The organism is Phytobacter sp. MRY16-398 (assembly GCF_003925915.1).
Taxonomy (GTDB): domain Bacteria; phylum Pseudomonadota; class Gammaproteobacteria; order Enterobacterales; family Enterobacteriaceae; genus Phytobacter; species Phytobacter diazotrophicus.
In genome coordinates, this window is record NZ_AP018756.1 from 810,115 (window position 1) to 830,264 (window position 20,150).

Here is a 20,150-nt window from a genome sequence, read left to right on the forward strand (position 1 = left end):
TGCTATAAATGACCAGATGGCAATGCGGTGATTAGCGGGGATAAAAAGCGGGATAACGGGAGTTACCCTCGGAAAGTGCGTCATTGCTGGGGTAAATAGTGCGAATTTTTCTATGAAATGCCGATAAACCACCTGAATGGTAATAAAAGAAGGGGGAACTGCGCCCCCATCATTTTTACTTATCGGAGGAGGCGTGCCAGAGGTTGAGTTCACCGTCGGCAACATGCTTATCGATCTGCGCCAGTTCGTGTTCACTGAATGTCAGATTGTTTAGCGCCAGCACGTTTTCTTCCAGTTGCTCCGGACGGCTTGCGCCGATCAACACGGAGGTGACACGGTCGTCTTTCAGCAGCCAGCTCAGCGCCATCTGCGCCATGGATTGCCCACGAGCGGTGGCCATCTCATTGAGCAGCCGCAGGCTGCTGAGGTTGGCTTCGGTCAGCATTTTTTCCGACAGGCCGCGAACCTTCTTCCCTTCTTTCTGCATCCGCGAACCTTCCGGGATCCCGTTAAGGTATTTTCCGGTCAGCAATCCCTGTGCCAGCGGGGTAAAGGCGATGCAGCCAACGCCGTTGGCGTCGAGCGTATCCAGTAAGCCGGTTTTATCGACCCAGCGGTTAAGCAAGTTGTAAGAAGGCTGATGGATCAACAGGGGAATCTTCCACTCGCGCAGCAGCGCTACCATTGTCTGGGTTCGCGGCGTTGAATAAGAGGAGATACCGACATAGAGCGCTTTACCGCTCTGTACGGCCTGGGCCAGCGCAGCGGCGGTCTCTTCCATCGGCGTATTCTCATCGACACGGTGCGAATAGAAGATATCGACGTAGTCCAGCCCCATGCGTTTCAGGCTTTGATCGAGGCTGGCGAGTAAGTACTTACGGGAGCCGCCGGAACCGTAAGGGCCGGGCCACATGTCATATCCTGCTTTGGTGGATATGATCAACTCATCGCGGTAAGCGGTGAAATCTTCACGCAGCAAACGCCCAAAGTTTTCTTCCGCGCTACCCGGAGGCGGACCGTAGTTATTAGCTAAATCAAAATGGGTGATGCCTAAATCGAAGGCTTTACGTAACAGCGCACGCTGGGAATCAAGAGCTTGAACATGGCCGAAGCTATGCCACAAACCCAGCGACAGTGCGGGCAGGCGCAGGCCGCTTTTACCGCAGTAACGATACTGCATCTGCTCATAGCGAGCAGGGTTGGCAAACCAGGGCATGATGTCTCCTTTCTTGTAGATGTAGGGTCGAAACAGTGTTTTTATTCTATAACGGTTCTGGTGGCGTGCTCTCGACGGGATAAAAAAATCTCTTCGCTAGCGTTCTCCTCTCTAATGATAACGTCGCGCGATTATTCGCTTTATGGTGTTATCAGGTGCTGAAATAGATTGTCGACACTGAACTCCGACGAAGGGGCTCTGGGCGTTGAGGTTATATTGTGTTTAAGACGTTACGGCAAGGTAAAATAGGCTTGCGCAAATGCTTCATATCGACAGTGCTGTCGGCGATGCGGCATGCGAGCTTTTCCGGAAGATGCGCAAATTTTCTGAGAAAATTCTTAGGTTATGACGTTCGTGCACCGTTGTTGCTATGAGACGGAAAAACGATAAATTATATTTATTGAATATGATCGAAATAACAGTTGGCTTTCCACGCTTCCCGTCATCCTGCCTGCGCAGTGTCACTTTCAAAGCAATGCGCTGTTCCATTTATCGCATTTTAATCAGAAGATTACCATTCTCTCTGGACGTCACGGTGGAGACCGCCTTTTGTCACCATTACGGGTAACAAAAAACGCATTAGCATTACAAGTGGTATGGTTATTGTTTCTTTGATTTTATTTATGGCAGCATGGTTAATATTTATTTTTGTATTTTATTATGATTCTTACATCTTTGTTTTAAATTTGAATGCGGTGTCGGTATGTTGTTATTTCATTTATTGGGTGTCTTTTTTTTGTTTATTTATAATGTTTTTCTCAGATCTTTTTTAATTTTTGTTTTATTTATAAAAAACGTTTTGTATTTTTTATTTTAATTACGGATGTAATAACTCATCAATAAATTTCTCTCATAATATAAAGCAGTTACATATAGTTTAGTTAGGTTGCTAACCTTAAAAATCGAATGATAAACCGCGCCTTGTTTTCAAAAAATAACATCCATAAGTGAAGGTAAACCACGATGGGATATGGACAAATATTGCCCATTTTGTGATCAATTTTTTACTTTGAACCATACAAATTCCCTAAATGTTGCCGATAAAGGAATTAACTCTCAATTCCGAGTAAGCATGTCCCTTCACTGCAAGGAAATAATTATGCGTATGCTTCAAAACTTTACTATCCGAATCGTCATGCTGGTGATCCTGGGCATTTTTGGCCTGTTGTGGTCCGGCGTCGGTTTGTATAGCGTTTTCTCTCTTTCAAAAGTGGCTGATGGCAATGAAGTTGATCGCCAGCTTGTGTCACAGATGACGTTGCTTAGCCAGGGCAATGACCAGTATTTCCGTTTTGTTACGCGCCTTAGTCGTGCGATGGAGGCAAAAAGCGCAGGCGGTGCAGTCGATTTTGGTCCTGCACAGCAGTCGCTTGAGAGCATGGCGAAAAAACTCACCGAGTTTAAAGCTATCTCTCCAGGACCTATGAATCCCAAGGTATCAGAGCAGGTAATCGCTGCCTGGCAGGCACTGCTTGATCAGGGCATCACACCGCAGATGCAGGCGGCCCAACAAGGGTCGGTTGAAGCCTATCGTCAGCAGGCAAACACCGTGACCCCTGCATTGAGTCGGGCATTTGGCGCAACCACTGACAGCTTTAATAAAGCGGCAGGTGTTAGTCTTGACGAAACCCGTGTGATGGTTGACAGCCAGACCCACATCACCCGTGCGATTATTATCGTGGCAATGGTGCTGGGGTTACTGATTCTGCTATTCACCGACCGCTACCTGGTGACGATGCTGGTGAGACCGTTGGACGCCATTCGTGATCACTTCACGAAAATGGCGCAGGGTGACCTTAGCCAGCCAATCCCGGATTTTGGCCGCAATTGCGTAGGACGTGTCGTGCCCTTGCTGCGTGCGACTCAGGATAGCCTGCGAGATGCAGTCAGCTCTATCCGTAACGGTAGTGAGAATATCTGGCGCGGCGCGACCGAGATTTCCAGCGGCAACAATGATCTCTCTTCCCGTACCGAAGAGCAGGCGGCAGCACTGGAACAGACAGCAGCCAGCATGGAACAACTGACGGCAACGGTGAAACTGAACGCCGATAACGCCAGCCAGGCAAGTGAATTGGCCGATGTCGCCTCCTCAACGGCGAGTAAGGGCGGCGCGCTGGTAGAGGAAGTCATCAGCACAATGGATGGCATCTCTCAAAGCTCGAAGAAAATTGCGGAAATCACTACGGTCATTAATAGCATCGCCTTCCAGACCAATATCCTGGCACTTAACGCCGCTGTCGAAGCTGCTCGTGCGGGTGAGCAGGGGCGTGGCTTTGCGGTTGTTGCAGGCGAAGTGCGTAACCTGGCCAGCCGAAGCGCAGGCGCGGCGAAAGAGATCGAATCGCTTATCGCGGACTCCGTTACCCGCGTGGAGAAAGGCGCCAAACTGGTCAATGACACCGGCACTACGATGGAAGGCATTCTGCGTGCGGTTACCGAAGTGACCACCATCATGAAACAGATTGCTGCCGCATCCGCGGAGCAGAGCAAAGGCATTTCGCAGGTAGGCGTCGCGATTACTCAGATGGATAGTGTCACCCAGCAGAACGCCTCGCTGGTAGAAGAAATTTCTGCTGCAGCGGCGGCACTTGAGGTACAAACAGAAGAGTTGCAGCGTTCTGTACAACAGTTCCGTTTGTCTGCTAATGAGCAGGTCAACGTCGCTGCGCCGACGGCAGTGAAAACACCTGCCTTGCGCGGTACGGCTAAGAAAGCCGCTTCTTCGTCAGATGAATGGGTCGCGTTTTAAATAACACTGTTACTGCTCAAAATATCGCTATATAGTTATGTATATATCGGTTGAGGGCAGTAAGAATGGAAAACCATTTTGGCAAAGGGTTGATGGCAGGGCTTAAGGCAACACAGGCGGATGAAGCCAGTAGGGTCGCGCGTTTTTGTTCTGACTATAAACGCGGTTTTGTGCTCGGTTTTTCGCATCGTATGTTCGAAAAAACCGGTGACAGGCAACTGAATGCCTGGGAGGCTGGCGTGCTGACGCGCCGCTATGGGCTGGATAAAGAGATGATCATGGATTTTTTCCGTGAGAGCCATTCCGGCACGGCGATGCGTTTTTTTATGGCAGGCTACCGGGCCGGGCGCTAAGCATACCGGAACCGTTTTTACCCTTTTAGAAAGCCACTCTTCTGCGTGGCTTTCTTCGTTTTTATGCCCTGTGTAAACACCCTGTACTTTGTGACATACCACGCTGATATTGAATGTTTCGTTCGTATAGACACACTTTTTGTATGATTACTTGATCGCACGCGCACACCCATTGCTTAAATCCAGTGTAAAAACAGGGCTAATTTTTGGCAAAGGAATGACAATGCATGGCCGACGAAATTCCTCAACTGACTTCTTTTACCTCCTGCGGCATTAATCGTCGCGATTTTATGAAGCTTTGTACCGCACTGGCAGCCACGATGGGGCTTAGCAGCACTGCTGCTGCGAAGATGGCGCAAGCCGTCACCCAGAGCAAGCGCCCGCCCGTGGTCTGGATTGGCGCACAGGAGTGTACTGGGTGTACTGAATCGCTGCTTCGCGCAACGCATCCCACCGTTGAAAACCTCGTGCTGGAAACCATCTCGCTGGAGTACCACGAAGTACTGAGCGCCGCGTTTGGTCACCAGGTCGAAGAGAACAAACACCACGCTCTGGAAACCTATAAAGGGCAGTACGTTCTGGTGGTAGACGGTTCGATTCCGCTTAAAGATAACGGCATTTATTGCATGGTGGCGGGCGAACCGATTATCGACCATATCCGTAAAGCGGCAGAAAATGCCGCGGCGATTATCGCGATTGGTTCCTGTTCTGCATGGGGCGGTGTGGCCGCAGCCGGGGTTAACCCCACCGGGGCGGTGGGCCTGCAAGAGGTGCTCCCAGGCAAAACGGTGATTAACATTCCAGGCTGCCCGCCAAACCCACACAATTTCCTCGCCACGGTGGTGCATATTATTACCTTTGGCAAACCGCCGAAGCTTGATGCGAAAAACCGTCCGCTCTTTGCCTATGGCCGCCTGATTCACGAGCATTGCGAGCGGCGTCCCCATTTCGACGCCGGACGCTTCGCCAAAGAGTTTGGCGATGACGGGCATCGTGAAGGCTGGTGCCTCTACCATTTGGGATGTAAAGGACCTGAAACCTGGGGCAACTGTTCAACGCTGCAATTCTGCGACGTGGGCGGTGTCTGGCCGGTTTCCATTGGTCACCCTTGCTATGGCTGTAACGAAGAGGGCGTTGGCTTCCACAAAGGCATCCACCAACTGGCGCATGTTGAAAACACCACGCCTCGCGTTGATAAGCCACAGGTGAACAGCAAAGAAGGCGGCGTGATGTCGGCTTCCGCTGTCGGTCTGCTGGGTGGTGTGGTGGGATTACTGGCAGGCGTAGGGGTAATGACGGTGCGCGAGCTGGGCCGCCAGCAAAAGAAAAACAACGCTGACTCACAGGGAGAGTGACCGTGAACAGACGTAACTTTCTGAAGGTGGCCTCCGGCGGAGCGCTACTGGCGGGGGGAGCACTACCCGTTTCCGCCGCTGTGCATAACCGCCCGGCGATACCGGGCGCGTGGGGAATGCTCTACGACTCCACCCTGTGTGTCGGTTGCCAGGCGTGCGTCACCCGCTGTCAGGATATCAACTTCCCGGCACGTAACCCACAGGGCGAACAGACCTGGTCGAATAATGCCAAACTCACCCCCTATACCAATAATATTATCCAGGTGTGGCGTAGCGGTACGGCGCAGTATAAAGATCAGCCGACAGACGGTTATGCCTACATCAAAAAACAGTGCATGCACTGCGTTGACCCGAACTGTGTTTCTGTCTGCCCGGTTTCGGCCCTGAAAAAAGATCCCAAAACCGGCATCGTCCATTACGACGCCAGCGTCTGTACCGGTTGCCGCTATTGCATGGTTGCCTGTCCCTACAACGTGCCGAAGTATGATTACAACAACCCCTTCGGCGCGCTGCATAAATGTGAGCTCTGTAATCAGGCGGGCGTGGAGCGGCTCAACAAAGGGGGGCTGCCGGGGTGTGTCGAAGTCTGCCCAACCGGCGCGGTGATTTTCGGTACGCGCGAAGCGTTGCTGGCCGAGGCGCAAAAGCGTCTGAAACTGCAACCCGGCAGTGAATATTCTTACCCGCGCCAGACGCTGGATGCCAACGATCCTAACGTTCGCAAAGTCCCGAAATATCATCCGCACCTTTATGGCGAGCATGAAGGGGGAGGCACGCAGGTCATGGTACTGACGGGCGTGCCTTATACCTGTCTGGGCTTGCCGGAGCTGGATGATATTTCGACCGGTGCGCGTTCAGAAAACATTCAGCATACGGTGTACAAGGGGATGATGTTGCCGCTGGCCGTTCTTGCGGGTTTGACCGCGCTGGTGTATCGCCATACCCGAAGCGATGACCATAAGGGAGGGGATGACGATGCATCATGATCCGCAGCCGCTTGGCGGAAAGTTACTCAGTAAACCGATCTATATGTTTGGGCCGCTGATCGTCTTGTGCGGGCTGTTTATCCTCAAGCGCCTGGTTTTCGGTCTGGGATCCGTTTCCGACCTGAATGGTGGGTATCCGTGGGGGATTTGGATCGCCTTCGACTTGCTCATCGGCACCGGTTTCGCCTGTGGCGGCTGGGCGCTCGCCTGGATGGTCTATGCCTTTAATCGTGGCGAATATCATCCGCTGGTGCGTCCGGCACTGCTGGCCAGCCTGTTCGGTTATTCGCTGGGGGGCTTATCCATTACCGTCGACGTTGGTCGTTACTGGAACCTGCCGTATTTCTACATTCCGGGCCATTTTAACGTCAACTCGGTGCTGTTCGAGACTGCGGTGTGCATGACGATTTATATCGGCGTGATGGCGCTGGAGTTTGCCCCTGCTTTGCTGGAGCGTCTGGGCTGGAAGGTGTCGCTAAAACGGCTCAATAAAGTGATGTTTTTCATCATTGCGCTGGGTGCGTTACTGCCCACCATGCACCAGTCGTCAATGGGATCGCTGATGATTGCCGCCGGACACAAAGTGCATCCGCTATGGCAAAGCTATGAAATGCTGCCGCTTTTCTCGTTGCTGACGGCATTTATTATGGGCTTCTCCATCCTCATTTTTGAAGGTTCTTTGCTACAGGCGGGGTTAAAAGGAAACGGGCCGGATGAACGGCACCTGTTCAGTAAACTTACCGGTACGTTGAGCGTGCTGCTGGCGCTGTTTCTGGTGGCGCGCTTTGGCGAGCTTATCTGGCGTAACAAACTGTCGTTCGCTTTTGCCGGGGATGGTTACAGCCTGATGTTCTGGGCCGAAATACTGCTGCTGGCTTTCCCGCTGGTGGTGTTTCGTGTGCCGCGCCTGCGCAACGACGCCCGGTTCCTGTTTACCGGTGCGGTGAGTATGCTGCTGGGTTGTGCGCTGTGGCGTCTGTCCTACTCTTTACTGGCATTCAACCCCGGTGACGGCTACCACTACTTCCCAACGGCTGAAGAGCTGATCATTTCCATTGGTTTTGTGGCAACGGAGATTTGCGCGTACATCCTACTTATCCGCCTGTTACCCATAATTCCCCCGTTAAAACAATCAGAAAGCCATGAGGCGAGTAAAGCATGAGTCAACGTATCACCATCGATCCGGTGACCCGTATTGAGGGTCATTTACGCATTGATTGCGAAATTGAAAACGGCGTGGTTTCCCGTGCCTGGGCATCGGGAACCATGTGGCGCGGAATGGAAGAGATTGTGAAGGGGCGGGATCCGCGCGACGCGTGGATGATCGTGCAGCGCATTTGCGGCGTTTGCACCACCACCCATGCGATTTCCTCGGTGCGTGCGGCGGAAAGCGCGTTGAAAATCAATGTGCCGCTAAACGCTCAGTACATCCGTAATATTATTCTGGCGGCGCACACCACCCACGACCATATCGTGCATTTCTACCAGCTCTCCGCGCTCGACTGGGTAGATATCACCTCGGCTTTGCAGGCCGATCCGCAAAAAGCGTCGGCATTGTTAAAAGGCATCTCGAACTGGTCGCTAAACAGCGCCGAAGAGTTCGCCAAAGTGCAGCAGAAAATCAAAGCGCTGGTTGCCAGCGGGCAGTTAGGCATTTTCGCCAACGGTTATTGGGGACATCCGGCAATGAAACTGCCGCCGGAAATTAACCTGATTGCCGTGGCGCACTATCTGCAGGCGCTCGAGTGTCAGCGTGATGCCAACCGCGTGGTGGCGTTGCTTGGTGGCAAAAGCCCGCATATCCAGAACCTGGCGGTTGGCGGCGTGGCTAACCCGATTAACCTCGATGGGCTGGGCGTGCTCAATCTTGAGCGCCTGATGTACATCAAAACCTTTATTGACCGGCTGGAAGACTTTGTCGAGCAGGTTTACAAGGTCGATACGGCGGTGATCGCGGCGTTCTACCCGGAATGGCTGACGATGGGCAAAGGCGCGGTTAACTATCTGAGCGCGCCGGAATTCCCTACTGATGCCCAGAATGGCAGCTTCCTTTTCCCCGGAGGCTACATTGCCAACGGGGACCTCGCTACCCGTCGTGAAATCACTTCCCACAGTGACGAATATCTGATCAAGGGGATTCAGGAGAGCGCGAAACACGCCTGGTATAAAGATGAGGAGCCGCAGGCGCCGTGGGAAGGGACGACCGTGCCTGCCTATACGGGCTGGCAGGACGAGGGTAAATACAGTTGGGTGAAATCCCCCACCTTCTATGGCAAAACCGTGGAAGTTGGCCCGCTGGCGAACATGCTCAATAAGCTGGCCGCGAAACGGGAAACGACCTGGGAAAAACTTAACGATATCATTGCTATCTACCAGAAACTTACCGGGAAAACCCTTGGCGTCGAGCAGTTGCACTCCACACTTGGCCGCGTGATTGGCCGTACCGTTCACGCCTGCGAGCTACAGCATATCCTGCAGCATCAATACAAGGCGCTGATTACCAATATCGGCAAAGGCGACCACGTGACGTTCGTGAAACCGGATATTCCGGCGACGGGCGAGTTTAAAGGGGTGGGTTTCCTGGAAGCGCCACGCGGTATGTTGTCGCACTGGATGGTTATCAAGGACGGCAAAATCAGCAACTACCAGGCGGTAGTGCCGTCGACCTGGAATGCCGGTCCGCGTAATGCTAATGGCGATATCGGGCCGTATGAGCAGTCGCTGATTGGCACTCCGATTGCGGATGCGAATAAACCACTGGAAGTGGTGCGTACCATCCACTCGTTTGACCCTTGCATGGCCTGCGCGGTGCATGTTGTCGACGCGGACGGTAACGATGTTGTCTCGGTGAAGGTGCTGTGATGCGTATTTTGGTACTGGGTGTCGGTAACATTTTATTGAGCGACGAAGGCATTGGCGTTCGCGTTATTGAAGCGCTGGAGCAGCGTTATGTCATGCCGGAAGGCGTAGAGGTACTGGACGGCGGCACTGCGGGCATGGAGTTGCTGGAAGCCATGGCGAATCGCACCCACTTGATCATCGTTGATGCGATCGTGTCGCGCAAAAGCGAGCCGGGCGCGCTGCTTCTCCTGCGTGATGAAGAGGTGCCGGTGCTATTCAACAATAAAATCTCGCCCCATCAGTTGGGGCTATCTGATGTCCTTTCCGCCCTGCGCTTTACCGGCGAATTCCCGGATAACATTACCCTGGTGGGGGTGATTCCCCACTCGCTGGAGCCGAACATCGGGCTGACGCCAATCGTTGAGGCAAGCCTGGAGCCTGCGTTACAGGCGGTACTTATGGCGCTACAGGAATCCGGCGTAACACCGGCATTACGGGAGCGCGCGTATGTCTGATTTCCTCGGTTTTCAACATTCCCCACATGAACTGGTGGAAGCAGCGTTTGCGCGCATTGCCACAGATGAGATGCAGGATTTGCCCTTTTTACATCCGACTATGCCGGTTTTTGTCCCCGGCTTTACGTTGTTTGAAGGGCAATGGATCGGCTGCGTATTGACGCCCTGGATGCTGAGCCTGGCTATCTTTCCCGGCCCGGATCAGTGCTGGCCCCCGCGAAAAGTGGGGGAGAAGATCGGCCTGCAACTTCCCTTTGGCGAGATGATGTTTACCGTCGGCGAACTGGATGGGATATCCCAGTACTGCGCCTGTTCACTGATGTCGCCGTTGGCGCACGATCTCTGTGTCGGGCAGGGGAAAACGCTGGCCCAGGATTGCCTGCGCATGGTGCTTTCTCTGCCGGTGCGTGACCCGCAGCTCAGCCGCCGAGCCCTGTTTGCTGGCCTTAAAGGCGGCGAGTATGCATGAGCTTTCCCTGTGCCAGAACCTGGTTGAGATCCTTGAACAACAGGCTCAGCAGCATGGGGCAAAGCGGGTAACGGGCGTCTGGCTGGAACTGGGGGCGTTTGCCTGTATCGAGGAGAGCGCCCTGCGTTTTGGCTTTGAGATAACCTGCCGGGGAACGGTGGCAGAAGGGTGTCAGTTGCATCTTTCACAGCGTCCTTCGCTGGCCTGGTGCTGGAACTGCAACGAAAGCGTTGAGGTGAGCGGGGATGAGGTGTGCCCGCATTGCCACAGCCCCGGCTTGCAGCGGGAAAACGACAGCGGCATGCAAATCAAAAGTATCGAAGTCGATCAGGAGTAGCTATGTGTATTGGTGTGCCCGGCCAGGTGGTGAGCGTCGGTGAAAGCGCTCATCATCTGGCGCAGGTCGATGTCTGCGGCGTTCGCCGCGACGTGAATATTATGCTGGTGTGTGAAAGCGAACCCGCCGCGCTGCCTGGTCAGTGGGTGCTGGTGCACGTGGGGTTTGCCATGAGCGTGATTGATGAGGAAGAAGCCCTGGCGACGCTGGAAGCCCTGCGCGAACTGGATATGGATTTCACCGAACCTCAAAGATGAACCAGACCGGGTTTGGCATCGGTAATCATCTGGGTGACCAGCGCCAGATTACCGATTTTCGCCTCGCTGGCCCGGTAAAATTTACTTTTATCAATCAGCAATAAAGACTGATTTGCACGCCGCAGAAGGTGCGCTTTATAGGTGGCGTTATATTTCGTTGAATCCCACATCTCCCCGCTGGCATCCACCCCTTCGCAGGAAAAAATAAACAGGTCGACCTCAAGCGATTTCAGCATTGTGACCAGCGCCGGGTTCACGTAGCAGCGATTTTGCCGCTCCAGCCGCCCGCCGGAGCAGATGAGATTGATATGCTGGCGGCGCGCCATCTCCTGGCAAACGGGCAGGCTGTTGGTAAAGACTGTCAGGGGGATATCCGGCAACTGGCGCGCCAGATGAAAACAGGTCGAACTGGCATCCAGCGCCAGCGTCATCCCTTGCTCAATCCAGTTCAGGGCGTGGCGGGCAATATCGGCTTTATCTGCATAATGGCTTTTACGTCGGGCGTAAAACGGCTCGCCATCACTCTGTTGCGGCGTGTGAAGTAATCGCGCCCGACCGTGGCGGCGCACAATTTTTCCCTGCGTCTGTAGCGCTTTTAGATCCCGACGAATGGTCTCTTTGCTGACGCCAAGCTGCCCGGCGAGTGCGTCGGTGGTCAATGTCTCATGTTCTGCCAGTAGCTGAATCAACGAAGCCTGGCGTGTCATTTTCATGTCGGTTCCGCCTGCCGGTATGAAAGGGACAGCAGCGTGTGACCAATGGCTGCACCATTTTTACCGGTATGTTTTATCTGATACATCGACTGGTCTGCGCGGCGTAGTGCGTTAACAAAATCGTCGCCGCGCTGTACTTCATCAATACCGATGGATGCTCCCACCTGTGCCTCGCCATTATCCAGTTCGAAGGGCGTTAGCGCGGCGTGTAGGCAATTATGCGCGGTGCTGTTGATAAGCAAACTGTTGAGCGCAAACGGTAGCAGCAGGACAAACTCATCGCCCCCCAGACGCCCTACCACTGACCCTTCCGGGCAGGCTTCACGCAGGCGCCGACTTAACTGTATCAACAATTCATCACCACTACGGTGACCAAAGGTGTCGTTGACGACTTTAAAATCGTCCAGATCGATAAACGCTATGCACAACGGGCCAGCCGCATTGAGCGTATCGAAATGATGAATCAGCGCGTGGCGGTTCGCCAGCCCGGTCAGCGGGTCGTGGTTCGCCAGCGCCGCGAGCTGCTCTTCATACTGCTTCTCTTTGGTCATGTCGATGTGGGTACCGGTGACCTTTAACGGCTTGCCGTCGCTGTCCCGGTCAGTGACACGCCCACGGTCCAGCACCCAGGTGACGGTGCCGTTTTTATGCTGCATACGGTGCAGCGCTTCATAGAACGGGGTTTTGCCGTTGAGGTGGTCGTAAAACGCATCGAGAACGCGCTGGCGGTCATCCTCATGCAGGTGCTCTTTCCAGACATCAAAGTGGGCGCTGAGCTCTTTTGGTTGATAGCCGAGCATCGATCCCCAGCGTCGGTTGTAGATAATCAGTTTCCCGCTGGGCACATCAAGCTGCCATAAACAGAGGCCCGTGCCATCCAGCGCCGCGCTGAGCTTGTTACGGGCATCACGCGCAATTCGCACCAGACGGGCGTTATGCTTTTTCAGATTCTGGATCTGCTGTTTTAACGCATTTTCAGACATTTGGCGTGATTATGGGTAAATAAAAGGCATTCTTACTGGTTATATCAGAGGTTGTAAATACGATGTGATAAAAACAGTCTCAGGCTGGCCTGGGAAAGGAATTCCCGGACGCTTGCCGTCCGGGAAGAGGGGGGTTAGCCGTTGCGTTTGTCTTCGGTGTGGGTGTCGAAATCGCTGGCATCGTGGCGTTCGTGCAACTGTTCGCTCGGCTCACCAAAGGTACGGTTGACCATACGCCCACGCTTCACGGCAGGACGCTCAGCAACCTCTTTGGCCCAGCGCAGAACATTCTGGTAGCCACTGGCTTCAAGGAACTCGGCGGCGTTGTAAACGTTGCCCAGCACCACGTTGCCATACCACGGCCAGATGGCCATATCGGCGATGGTGTATTCGTCACCCGCCACGAATTTGTGCGTTGCGAGCTGTTTGTCGAGCACATCTAACTGGCGCTTGGCTTCCATCGTAAAGCGGTTGATAGCGTACTCGATTTTCACCGGCGCATAATTATAGAAGTGGCCAAAGCCGCCGCCGAGGAACGGCGCGGAGCCTTGCAGCCAGAACAGCCAGTTCAGTGTTTCAGTCCGCCCGGCGGGGTCTTTGGGCAGGAAGTGACCAAACTTCTCTGCCAGATACAGCAGAATGGCGCCGGACTCAAATACGCGCGTTGGCGGGGTGGTGGAGTGGTCACGCAGCGCCGGAATTTTGGAGTTCGGGTTCACGTCCACAAAGCCGCTGGAGAACTGATCGCCTTCACCAATGCGGATGAGCCAGGCGTCATACTCCGCCTCTTTCACGCCCTTCGCCAGCAGCTCTTCGAGCATGATCGTCACTTTCTGGCCGTTCGGCGTACCCAGCGAATAAAGCTGTAGCGGGTGTTTACCCACGGGTAATTCTTTGTCATGGGTCGCGCCGGAAATGGGGCGGTTGATATTGGCAAACGCGCCGCCGCCGCTGTCTTTATCCCACGTCCAGACTTTTGGGGGCTGATAGGTGTTCTCTGACATGTTGACCTGCCTTTTCGTTAAGGTATTGAAGCAGTGTAGCAGCCGTCGGATAGGGGCGTGTTTCCCCGCTCCGATCAGGCCAGAATACGCGCCGCCCAGGCGCTGATATCATCACCGCTGCCCAGATCCGCCTGTACCAGTCCGTTGACCATAAAGGTGGGGGAGACGTGGATACCGTTCTGGCGCGCATACTTACAGTGCCATTTGATTTCCGCCTGCAATTCCGGGCGCGCAAAGGCTTCGCTCACCTTCACGCCGCTATAATTTTCAATTCGCTCGATGATCTGCTGCGGGGTGGCATCCATATTCGGGCCGCTGCAGTGGTCGGTAAACTCGAACTCTTCCCGGTGGTCGGCAACCGCCTGCATCACCTTATGTGCGGCATCGCGACCATTGGGCAGCGTGGAGGCGGCAAGAATGCAGCGCACAATGACGCCAGAAAACAAATGCCAGGGCTGCGATTGCAGGCGAATTTTTACCGTCACCTTGTCTTCACCCACTTCTTTTAGCAGCGCATCCAGTTTGTTAAACGCGCGCACGGAGAACGGACAGGTGGGTTCCAGAAAAACTTCAAAAGTGCGTGGGCCGTGACCCCAGACCAGCGGCTCGGCATGTAACGGTTGGCTCATGTTGACTCCTGATGGTTAGCACGATGTTGTGGCAGATGTGAACGTTGCGATGACCAAAGAGAATATCAGGATGTGATTTCGTGAGGCACTGGAATTGATGAATTTGGCAGGAGTGACGGCTAAACCGCCCAAAAAGCCAATGCCACAAGCAGACCGCCAGGCGAGACCCTGTGTTTGATGTAGCGCACCTCATTTTGCATTGGCAGCAGAATAGATTTGCTTTGCTAAACCGGTTTAATTAGATTTTAGCGATACATTCTACTGGGAGAAAACCATGTCAGCTCAAGTCTGGTGTCTGGGTGATGCCGTTGTTGATCTGTTGCCAGAGGGCGACGGGCGATTAATGCAGTGCGCGGGGGGAGCCCCGGCCAATGTCGCCGTGGGCATTGCGCGGCTGGAAGGGAAAAGCGGTTTTATCGGTCGGGTGGGGCAGGATCCTTTTGGCAAATTTATGTACGACACGCTACGTCAGGAAAAGGTGAACACGGATTATATGACCTTTGACGAGGCACAGCGGACATCCACCGTTGTCGTCGCCCTTGACGACGAAGGCGAGCGTTCCTTCACCTTCATGGTGCGCCCCAGCGCCGATCTTTTCTTGCAGGCTGATGATTTGCCAGCTTTCCGGCAGGGGGAGTGGTTACACTGCTGTTCTATTGCGCTCTCGGCTGAACCTTCGCGGACCACGACGTTACTCGCCATGCAGCGCATACGTGAAGCAGGCGGCTTCGTCAGTTTTGATCCTAATATTCGAACCGATCTCTGGCAGGATCCGCAGATGCTGCAGCGGTGTCTGGAGCGTGCCTTCGCTCTGGCCGATGTGGTCAAACTCTCAGAAGAAGAGTTGGCTTTCATGACGGCCTCCACGGATTTACGTGTCGCGATGAAAACGCTGGCAGAACGTTTTGCGATCAAACTTTTGCTGGTCACTCAGGGCAAAGCTGGCGTGCAGGCGCTCTTCCAGGGCGACATTTTCCATTATCCCTGCGTGCCTGTAACTAGCGTGGATACCACCGGTGCGGGTGATGCCTTTGTGGCCGGGTTGCTGTGGCAACTGGCGCAAACAGGTTTACCCCAAAGCGAGCCAGATCTGGCATTGGGCCTTAAGTATGCGCAGCGATGCGGTGCACTGGCGACCACGGCGAAAGGGGCGATGACCGCGCTGCCCCATCTTGCGGCGTTGATGGCGCCGCAGGGCTGATTTCCATAACGATTTGCGACCCTCCTCACATTCACTAAACCGGTTTAGCTAATTTGTTTGCAGGTTGAAATTAACCACGATTATGATTCGCGACTAAACCGGTTTAGCAAAATATTCAGCACTCTTACCTCTTTCATAGGGACGCAAAAACAATGAGAAAAAGCACGCTCGCTATCACGCTTGGTTTGTTAATGGGGTCGGGTTCTTCCCTTGCAGCAGAGGCGGGAAATAGCAGCATAGAGGCGCGTCTTGCCGCGCTGGAACAACGTTTACAGGCCGCCGAACAACGGGCGACTAACGCAGAAAAAAGAGCAGAAGCCGCCGAGTTACAGGCGAAAAAGGTGGCAACCGAGCAGCAGAAAACGCAGACCACCACGGCTGAGGTGGCGCAGCGCACCACGCAACTGGAGCAGAAATCATCACAGGAAGGTGGCTTTGAGTTCCATGGCTATGCCCGTTCGGGGCTGCTGATGAGCGACTCCGCGGCTAAAACCCAGGGTGGGCCAGGGATGACGCCAGCCGGTGAAACGGGTGGACATGTCGGGCGTCTGGGCAACGAACCGGATACCTATGTTGAGATGAATCTTGAACATAAACAGACGCTGGCTAACGGTGCCACCACGCGCTTTAAAGTGATGCTGGCCGACGGGCAGCGCAGCTACAACGACTGGACGGCATCGAGCAGCGACCTCAACCTGCGTCAGGCCTTTACCGAGCTGGGCCATCTGCCCACCTTCACCGGCGCGTTTAAAGACACTACCGTCTGGGCGGGAAAACGCTTTGACCGCGATAACTTCGATATTCACTGGCTTGATTCGGACGTGATTTTCCTCGCCGGGACCGGCGCAGGTATCTATGACATGAAGTGGAGTGATAACGCGCGTAGCAACTTCTCACTCTATGGCCGCACCTTTGGCGATATCGAAAACAGTGAAAATAATGCCCAGAACTACATCCTGACGCTGAACAACTACTTTGGCCCGGTGCAGGCGATGGTTAGCGGCATGCGTGCAAAAGACAACAACGACCGCCTCGACCTCGATGGCAACAAAGTGAAAAGCGATGCGGCTAACACCGGTGTCCATGCGCTGTTAGGGCTGCACAACGAAAGTTTCTATGGCTTGCGTGAGGGGATGTCGAAAACTGCGCTGCTTTACGGCCATGGCCTCGGTGCTGAGGTGAAAACAGTAGGGGCGGATGGCGCGCTGTTACCTCAGGCCGATACCTGGCGTCTGGCGACCTACGGTATGACCCCACTGGGTGGTGGCTGGCATATTGCCCCTGCGGTACTGGCACAGAGCAGCAAAGACCGTTACGTCAAAGGCGACAGCTACGAGTGGGCGACGGTTAACATGCGACTGATACAGGAACTGACGCAGAATTTCGAGATGCAGTATGAAGGCAGCTATCAGTACATGGATCTCAAACCGGAGGGGTACAACAGCCGCAATGCGGTCAACGGCAGCTTCTACAAACTCACCGTTGCGCCAACATTGAAAGCGGGTGATGTGGGTGAGTTCCTGAAACGTCCGGAACTGCGTCTTTTCGCCTCCTGGATGGATTGGGATCACAAGCTGGACAACTATGCCAGCGATGATGCTTTGGGTAGCAACGGCTTTAAGTCTGGCGGCGAATGGACCTTCGGCGTGCAGATGGAAACCTGGTTCTGATAATGAAGCCCCGTTAAGGGGCTTCTTGACGCGCTAATTATTACAAATCTCCATAAAACAGGGGCTTATATGGACTTTGAACAGATTTCCCGCTCGCTCTTACCGCTGCTGGGCGGCAAGGACAATATCGTCAGCGCAGCGCATTGCGCTACGCGACTGCGGCTGGTTCTGGCGGAAGATGCTAAAGCAGACACCACGGCGATCGGTAAGGTTGAAGGGGTGAAAGGTTGTTTTCGCAATGCCGGACAGTTGCAGATTATTTTCGGCACTGGCGTGGTGAATAAAGTCTATGCCGCCTTTATCAAAGAGGCGGGTATTGGCGAAACGAGCAAGTCCGAGGCCGCTGCCATCGCTGCCCGCAAACTGAATCCGTTCCAGCGCGCGGCCCGTTTGTTGTCGAACATTTTCGTCCCGATCATCCCAGCCATCGTGGCGTCGGGTTTGTTGATGGGGCTGCTGGGAATGGTGAAAACCTACGGCTGGGTCAATCCGGAAAACGCGCTCTATATCATGCTGGATATGTTCAGCTCTGCGGCGTTCATTATTCTGCCTATCCTGATTGGTTTCACCGCGGCGCGTGAATTTGGCGGTAACCCCTTCCTGGGCGCGACGCTGGGCGGCATTCTGACGCACCCGGCGCTGACCAACGCCTGGGGCGTAGCCGCCGGGTTCCATACCATGAACTTTTTTGGTATCGAAGTGGCGATGATCGGCTATCAGGGCACGGTCTTCCCGGTGCTGCTTGCCGTCTGGTTTATGAGTGTCCTGGAAAAACAGTTGCGCCGGGTCATTCCTGACGCGCTGGATTTGATTCTGACGCCGTTTTTGACGGTTATTATCACCGGTTTTGTCGCGCTGCTGGTCATCGGTCCGGCGGGGCGTGCGCTGGGTGACGGTATCTCCTTTGTGTTGAGCACGCTCATCACCCATGCCGGCTGGCTGGCAGGGTTGTTGTTCGGCGGTCTCTATTCGGTGATTGTCATTACCGGCGTGCATCACAGTTTCCATGCGATCGAAGCGGGGCTATTGGGCAACCCGTCCATTGGCGTGAACTTCCTGCTGCCTATCTGGGCGATGGCCAACGTGGCTCAGGGCGGTGCTTGTCTGGCGGTGTGGTTCAAAACCAAAGATGCCAAAATCAAAGCCATTACCCTGCCATCGGCGTTTTCGGCGCTCCTTGGCATTACAGAAGCCGCTATTTTTGGTATCAACCTGCGTTTTGTAAAACCCTTTATTGCAGCGTTGATTGGTGGGGCGGTTGGCGGTGCCTGGGTGGTCTCGGTCCATGTCTATATGACAGCCGTAGGGTTAACGGGCATTCCGGGCATGGCGATTGTACAGGCCAGCTCGTTACTGAATTATGCTATCGGGATGGTGATTGCTTTCAGCGTCGCCTTTGTTATCTCTTACCTGCTTAAATACAAAACGGACTCCGAATAATGACGCCATCAGCCCTGTTGCCGAAGATTTTACTGTCAGTACTTAAAGGCCAACCGAAAGCACTGCGAGACAGTCACTATCCGGCCTGGCATCTGGCCCCGGCGACGGGGCTGTTGAATGACCCCAACGGCTTTATCCATTTTCAGGGGCGGTTTCATCTGTTTTATCAGTGGAACCCGCTCGGCTGTCAGCATAATCACAAATGCTGGGGGCACTGGAGTTCAGCGGATCTACTGCACTGGCAGCATGAGCCGATAGCGCTAATGCCGGAAGAGGAGTATGACCGCAGCGGTTGCTATTCCGGTAGCGCAGTCAACAACCAGGGCGCACTGACGCTGTGTTATACCGGCAACGTGAAATTCGCCGGGGGTGGTCGCACGGCCTGGCAATGTCTGGCGGTGCAGAACGCCGAAGGCGGGTTTGATAAGCTGGGGCCCGTCATCGCGTTGCCGGAGGGCTACACCGGGCACGTCAGAGATCCGAAAGTCTGGCAGCATGAAAACCAGTGGTACATGGTGCTCGGCGCCCAGGATCTGGCGCTACGCGGCAAAGTGCTGCTGCTTCGTTCCGACGATTTGCACCACTGGCAGATGCTCGGCGAACTGGCGGGAAGCGGCCTCGGTGAGCTAGGCGACGCAGGGTACATGTGGGAGTGCCCGGACCTGTTCACTCTGGGCGCTGATACTTTCCTCATCTGTTGCCCGCAAGGGGTGGCACGTGAAGCGCACCGTTTCCTTAATACCCACCCGAGCGCGTACCTGAGTGGGGCATTCACCCCTGAACAGGCGACATTTGAACATGGCGCGCTGCATGAGCTTGACGCCGGATTTGAGTTTTACGCCCCGCAAACCACCTTAAGCGCTGACGGTCGACGCCTGCTGGTGGGCTGGATGGGGGTGCCGGATGGCGAAGAGATGCGCCAGCCGACGGTAGCGCAGGGCTGGATCCATCAAATGACCTGCGTGCGCGAGCTTTCCAACCGCAACGGTAAGTTGTATCAACAGCCGGTCAGGGAATTGCAGGCGCTGCGCGAAAATGAGCGCCGTTTTGCAGGGCGTGTGGATGACGCACCGGTGATGGATGCCAGGAGCCTGGAGCTATGGGTCGAGAGCGAAGGTGAGCTGACGCTGAATATTGGCGATACGCTTATCCTGCACTGGCATAAAGACCATCTGCGTCTTGACCGTCGTAGCCTGGAAAATGGCGAATGGCTCTCGCGTTACTGGGACGGAGAGGCAAATGTGCTGCAAATTTTATGCGACAGCTCAAGCGTTGAGATCTTCATCAATGAGGGCGCTGGCGTAATGAGCAGCCGCTACTTCCCGTCACATCCTGCGCAAATAACCTTTAGCGGAAGTGGCGAACTGCGGGCGCAATACTGGTCGTTACGTCCTTGCATGGTAGAATAACCGCTTGTTTCATTAACCGATGC

At 54.4% G+C, this 20,150-nt stretch carries 19 protein-coding genes; 14 read left to right on the forward strand and 5 right to left on the reverse strand.

All coding sequences use genetic code 11. The annotated features are described in order from the left end of the window. Positions 1-175 precede the first annotated feature (175 nt). A complete protein-coding gene (locus MRY16398_RS03895; RefSeq protein WP_107223713.1) occupies positions 176-1,216 on the reverse strand; it encodes an aldo/keto reductase in 1,041 nt (346 codons plus the stop codon). Between the two features lie 1,099 nt (positions 1,217-2,315). On the opposite strand from MRY16398_RS03895, the gene MRY16398_RS03900 reads away from it, so the two are divergent. The 10 genes from MRY16398_RS03900 (at position 2,316) to hybG (ending at position 11,078) form a co-directional block, all read left to right on the forward strand. Beyond that, positions 2,316-3,965, forward strand: coding sequence for a methyl-accepting chemotaxis protein (locus MRY16398_RS03900; RefSeq protein WP_125123859.1), 1,650 nt, complete (start codon positions 2,316-2,318; stop codon positions 3,963-3,965). A gap of 65 nt (positions 3,966-4,030) precedes the next feature. Then, positions 4,031-4,318: a DUF2623 family protein gene (locus MRY16398_RS03905; protein ID WP_125123860.1), complete on the forward strand. Its 288-nt coding sequence runs from the start codon at positions 4,031-4,033 to the stop codon at positions 4,316-4,318. Positions 4,319-4,545: 227 nt separating this feature from the next. Further along, on the forward strand, positions 4,546-5,673 hold the full coding sequence (gene hybO, locus MRY16398_RS03910; RefSeq protein WP_125123861.1) for a hydrogenase 2 small subunit: 1,128 nt from the start codon (positions 4,546-4,548) through the stop codon (positions 5,671-5,673). Between the two features lie 2 nt (positions 5,674-5,675). Continuing rightward, on the forward strand, positions 5,676-6,659 hold the full coding sequence (gene hybA, locus MRY16398_RS03915) for a hydrogenase 2 operon protein HybA (protein ID WP_125123862.1): 984 nt from the start codon (positions 5,676-5,678) through the stop codon (positions 6,657-6,659). Continuing rightward, entirely contained in the window at positions 6,649-7,821 is a 1,173-nt protein-coding gene (gene hybB, locus MRY16398_RS03920; protein WP_039078065.1) for a Ni/Fe-hydrogenase cytochrome b subunit, read from the forward strand. Before hybA ends, hybB begins: the two co-directional genes overlap by 11 nt. Next, positions 7,818-9,521: a hydrogenase 2 large subunit gene (hybC, locus tag MRY16398_RS03925; RefSeq protein WP_039078064.1), complete on the forward strand. Its 1,704-nt coding sequence runs from the start codon at positions 7,818-7,820 to the stop codon at positions 9,519-9,521. The genes hybB and hybC overlap by 4 nt, the downstream gene beginning before the upstream one ends. Next, positions 9,521-10,015, forward strand: a complete 495-nt coding sequence (locus tag MRY16398_RS03930) for a HyaD/HybD family hydrogenase maturation endopeptidase (protein WP_110295751.1) — start codon at positions 9,521-9,523, stop codon at positions 10,013-10,015. Before hybC ends, MRY16398_RS03930 begins: the two co-directional genes overlap by 1 nt. Continuing rightward, positions 10,008-10,484: a hydrogenase-2 assembly chaperone gene (hybE, locus tag MRY16398_RS03935; protein WP_039078062.1), complete on the forward strand. Its 477-nt coding sequence runs from the start codon at positions 10,008-10,010 to the stop codon at positions 10,482-10,484. Before MRY16398_RS03930 ends, hybE begins: the two co-directional genes overlap by 8 nt. Beyond that, positions 10,477-10,821 (forward strand): hydrogenase maturation nickel metallochaperone HypA, encoded by a 345-nt coding sequence (hypA, locus tag MRY16398_RS03940; protein WP_071194557.1) that lies wholly within the window; start codon positions 10,477-10,479, stop codon positions 10,819-10,821. Before hybE ends, hypA begins: the two co-directional genes overlap by 8 nt. 2 nt (positions 10,822-10,823) lie before the next feature. Then, positions 10,824-11,078 (forward strand): hydrogenase maturation factor HybG, encoded by a 255-nt coding sequence (gene hybG, locus MRY16398_RS03945; protein WP_125123863.1) that lies wholly within the window; start codon positions 10,824-10,826, stop codon positions 11,076-11,078. Here hybG and fucR read toward each other — a convergent pair. From fucR to MRY16398_RS03965, 4 genes are all read right to left on the reverse strand, one after another. Continuing rightward, positions 11,069-11,791 (reverse strand): L-fucose operon activator, encoded by a 723-nt coding sequence (gene fucR, locus MRY16398_RS03950; RefSeq protein ID WP_039078059.1) that lies wholly within the window; start codon positions 11,789-11,791, stop codon positions 11,069-11,071. The genes hybG and fucR overlap by 10 nt on opposite strands. Next, a complete protein-coding gene (locus MRY16398_RS03955) occupies positions 11,788-12,774 on the reverse strand; it encodes a sensor domain-containing diguanylate cyclase (protein ID WP_110295752.1) in 987 nt (328 codons plus the stop codon). The genes fucR and MRY16398_RS03955 overlap by 4 nt, the downstream gene beginning before the upstream one ends. Before the next feature lie 134 nt (positions 12,775-12,908). Beyond that, complete coding sequence (yghU, locus tag MRY16398_RS03960) at positions 12,909-13,778, reverse strand: glutathione-dependent disulfide-bond oxidoreductase (protein WP_071194560.1); 870 nt, start codon at positions 13,776-13,778, stop codon at positions 12,909-12,911. A gap of 74 nt (positions 13,779-13,852) precedes the next feature. Then, complete coding sequence (locus tag MRY16398_RS03965; RefSeq protein WP_039078056.1) at positions 13,853-14,407, reverse strand: DsbA family protein; 555 nt, start codon at positions 14,405-14,407, stop codon at positions 13,853-13,855. Positions 14,408-14,681: 274 nt separating this feature from the next. Here MRY16398_RS03965 and MRY16398_RS03970 point away from each other — a divergent pair, with 274 nt between their 5' ends. The 4 genes from MRY16398_RS03970 to MRY16398_RS03985 all read left to right on the forward strand — a co-directional run bounded on the left by MRY16398_RS03970 (position 14,682) and on the right by MRY16398_RS03985 (position 20,127). Next, the gene (locus MRY16398_RS03970) at positions 14,682-15,608 is read left to right on the forward strand and encodes an aminoimidazole riboside kinase (protein WP_071194562.1); all 927 of its coding nucleotides are present in this window, start codon (positions 14,682-14,684) and stop codon (positions 15,606-15,608) included. A 152-nt stretch (positions 15,609-15,760) separates the two neighbouring features. Continuing rightward, positions 15,761-17,278 (forward strand): carbohydrate porin, encoded by a 1,518-nt coding sequence (locus MRY16398_RS03975; protein WP_079497112.1) that lies wholly within the window; start codon positions 15,761-15,763, stop codon positions 17,276-17,278. Positions 17,279-17,347: 69 nt separating this feature from the next. Then, a complete protein-coding gene (locus MRY16398_RS03980) occupies positions 17,348-18,718 on the forward strand; it encodes a sucrose-specific PTS transporter subunit IIBC (protein WP_039078053.1) in 1,371 nt (456 codons plus the stop codon). Continuing rightward, complete coding sequence (locus MRY16398_RS03985) at positions 18,718-20,127, forward strand: sucrose-6-phosphate hydrolase (protein WP_125123864.1); 1,410 nt, start codon at positions 18,718-18,720, stop codon at positions 20,125-20,127. The genes MRY16398_RS03980 and MRY16398_RS03985 overlap by 1 nt, the downstream gene beginning before the upstream one ends. Positions 20,128-20,150 lie beyond the last annotated feature (23 nt).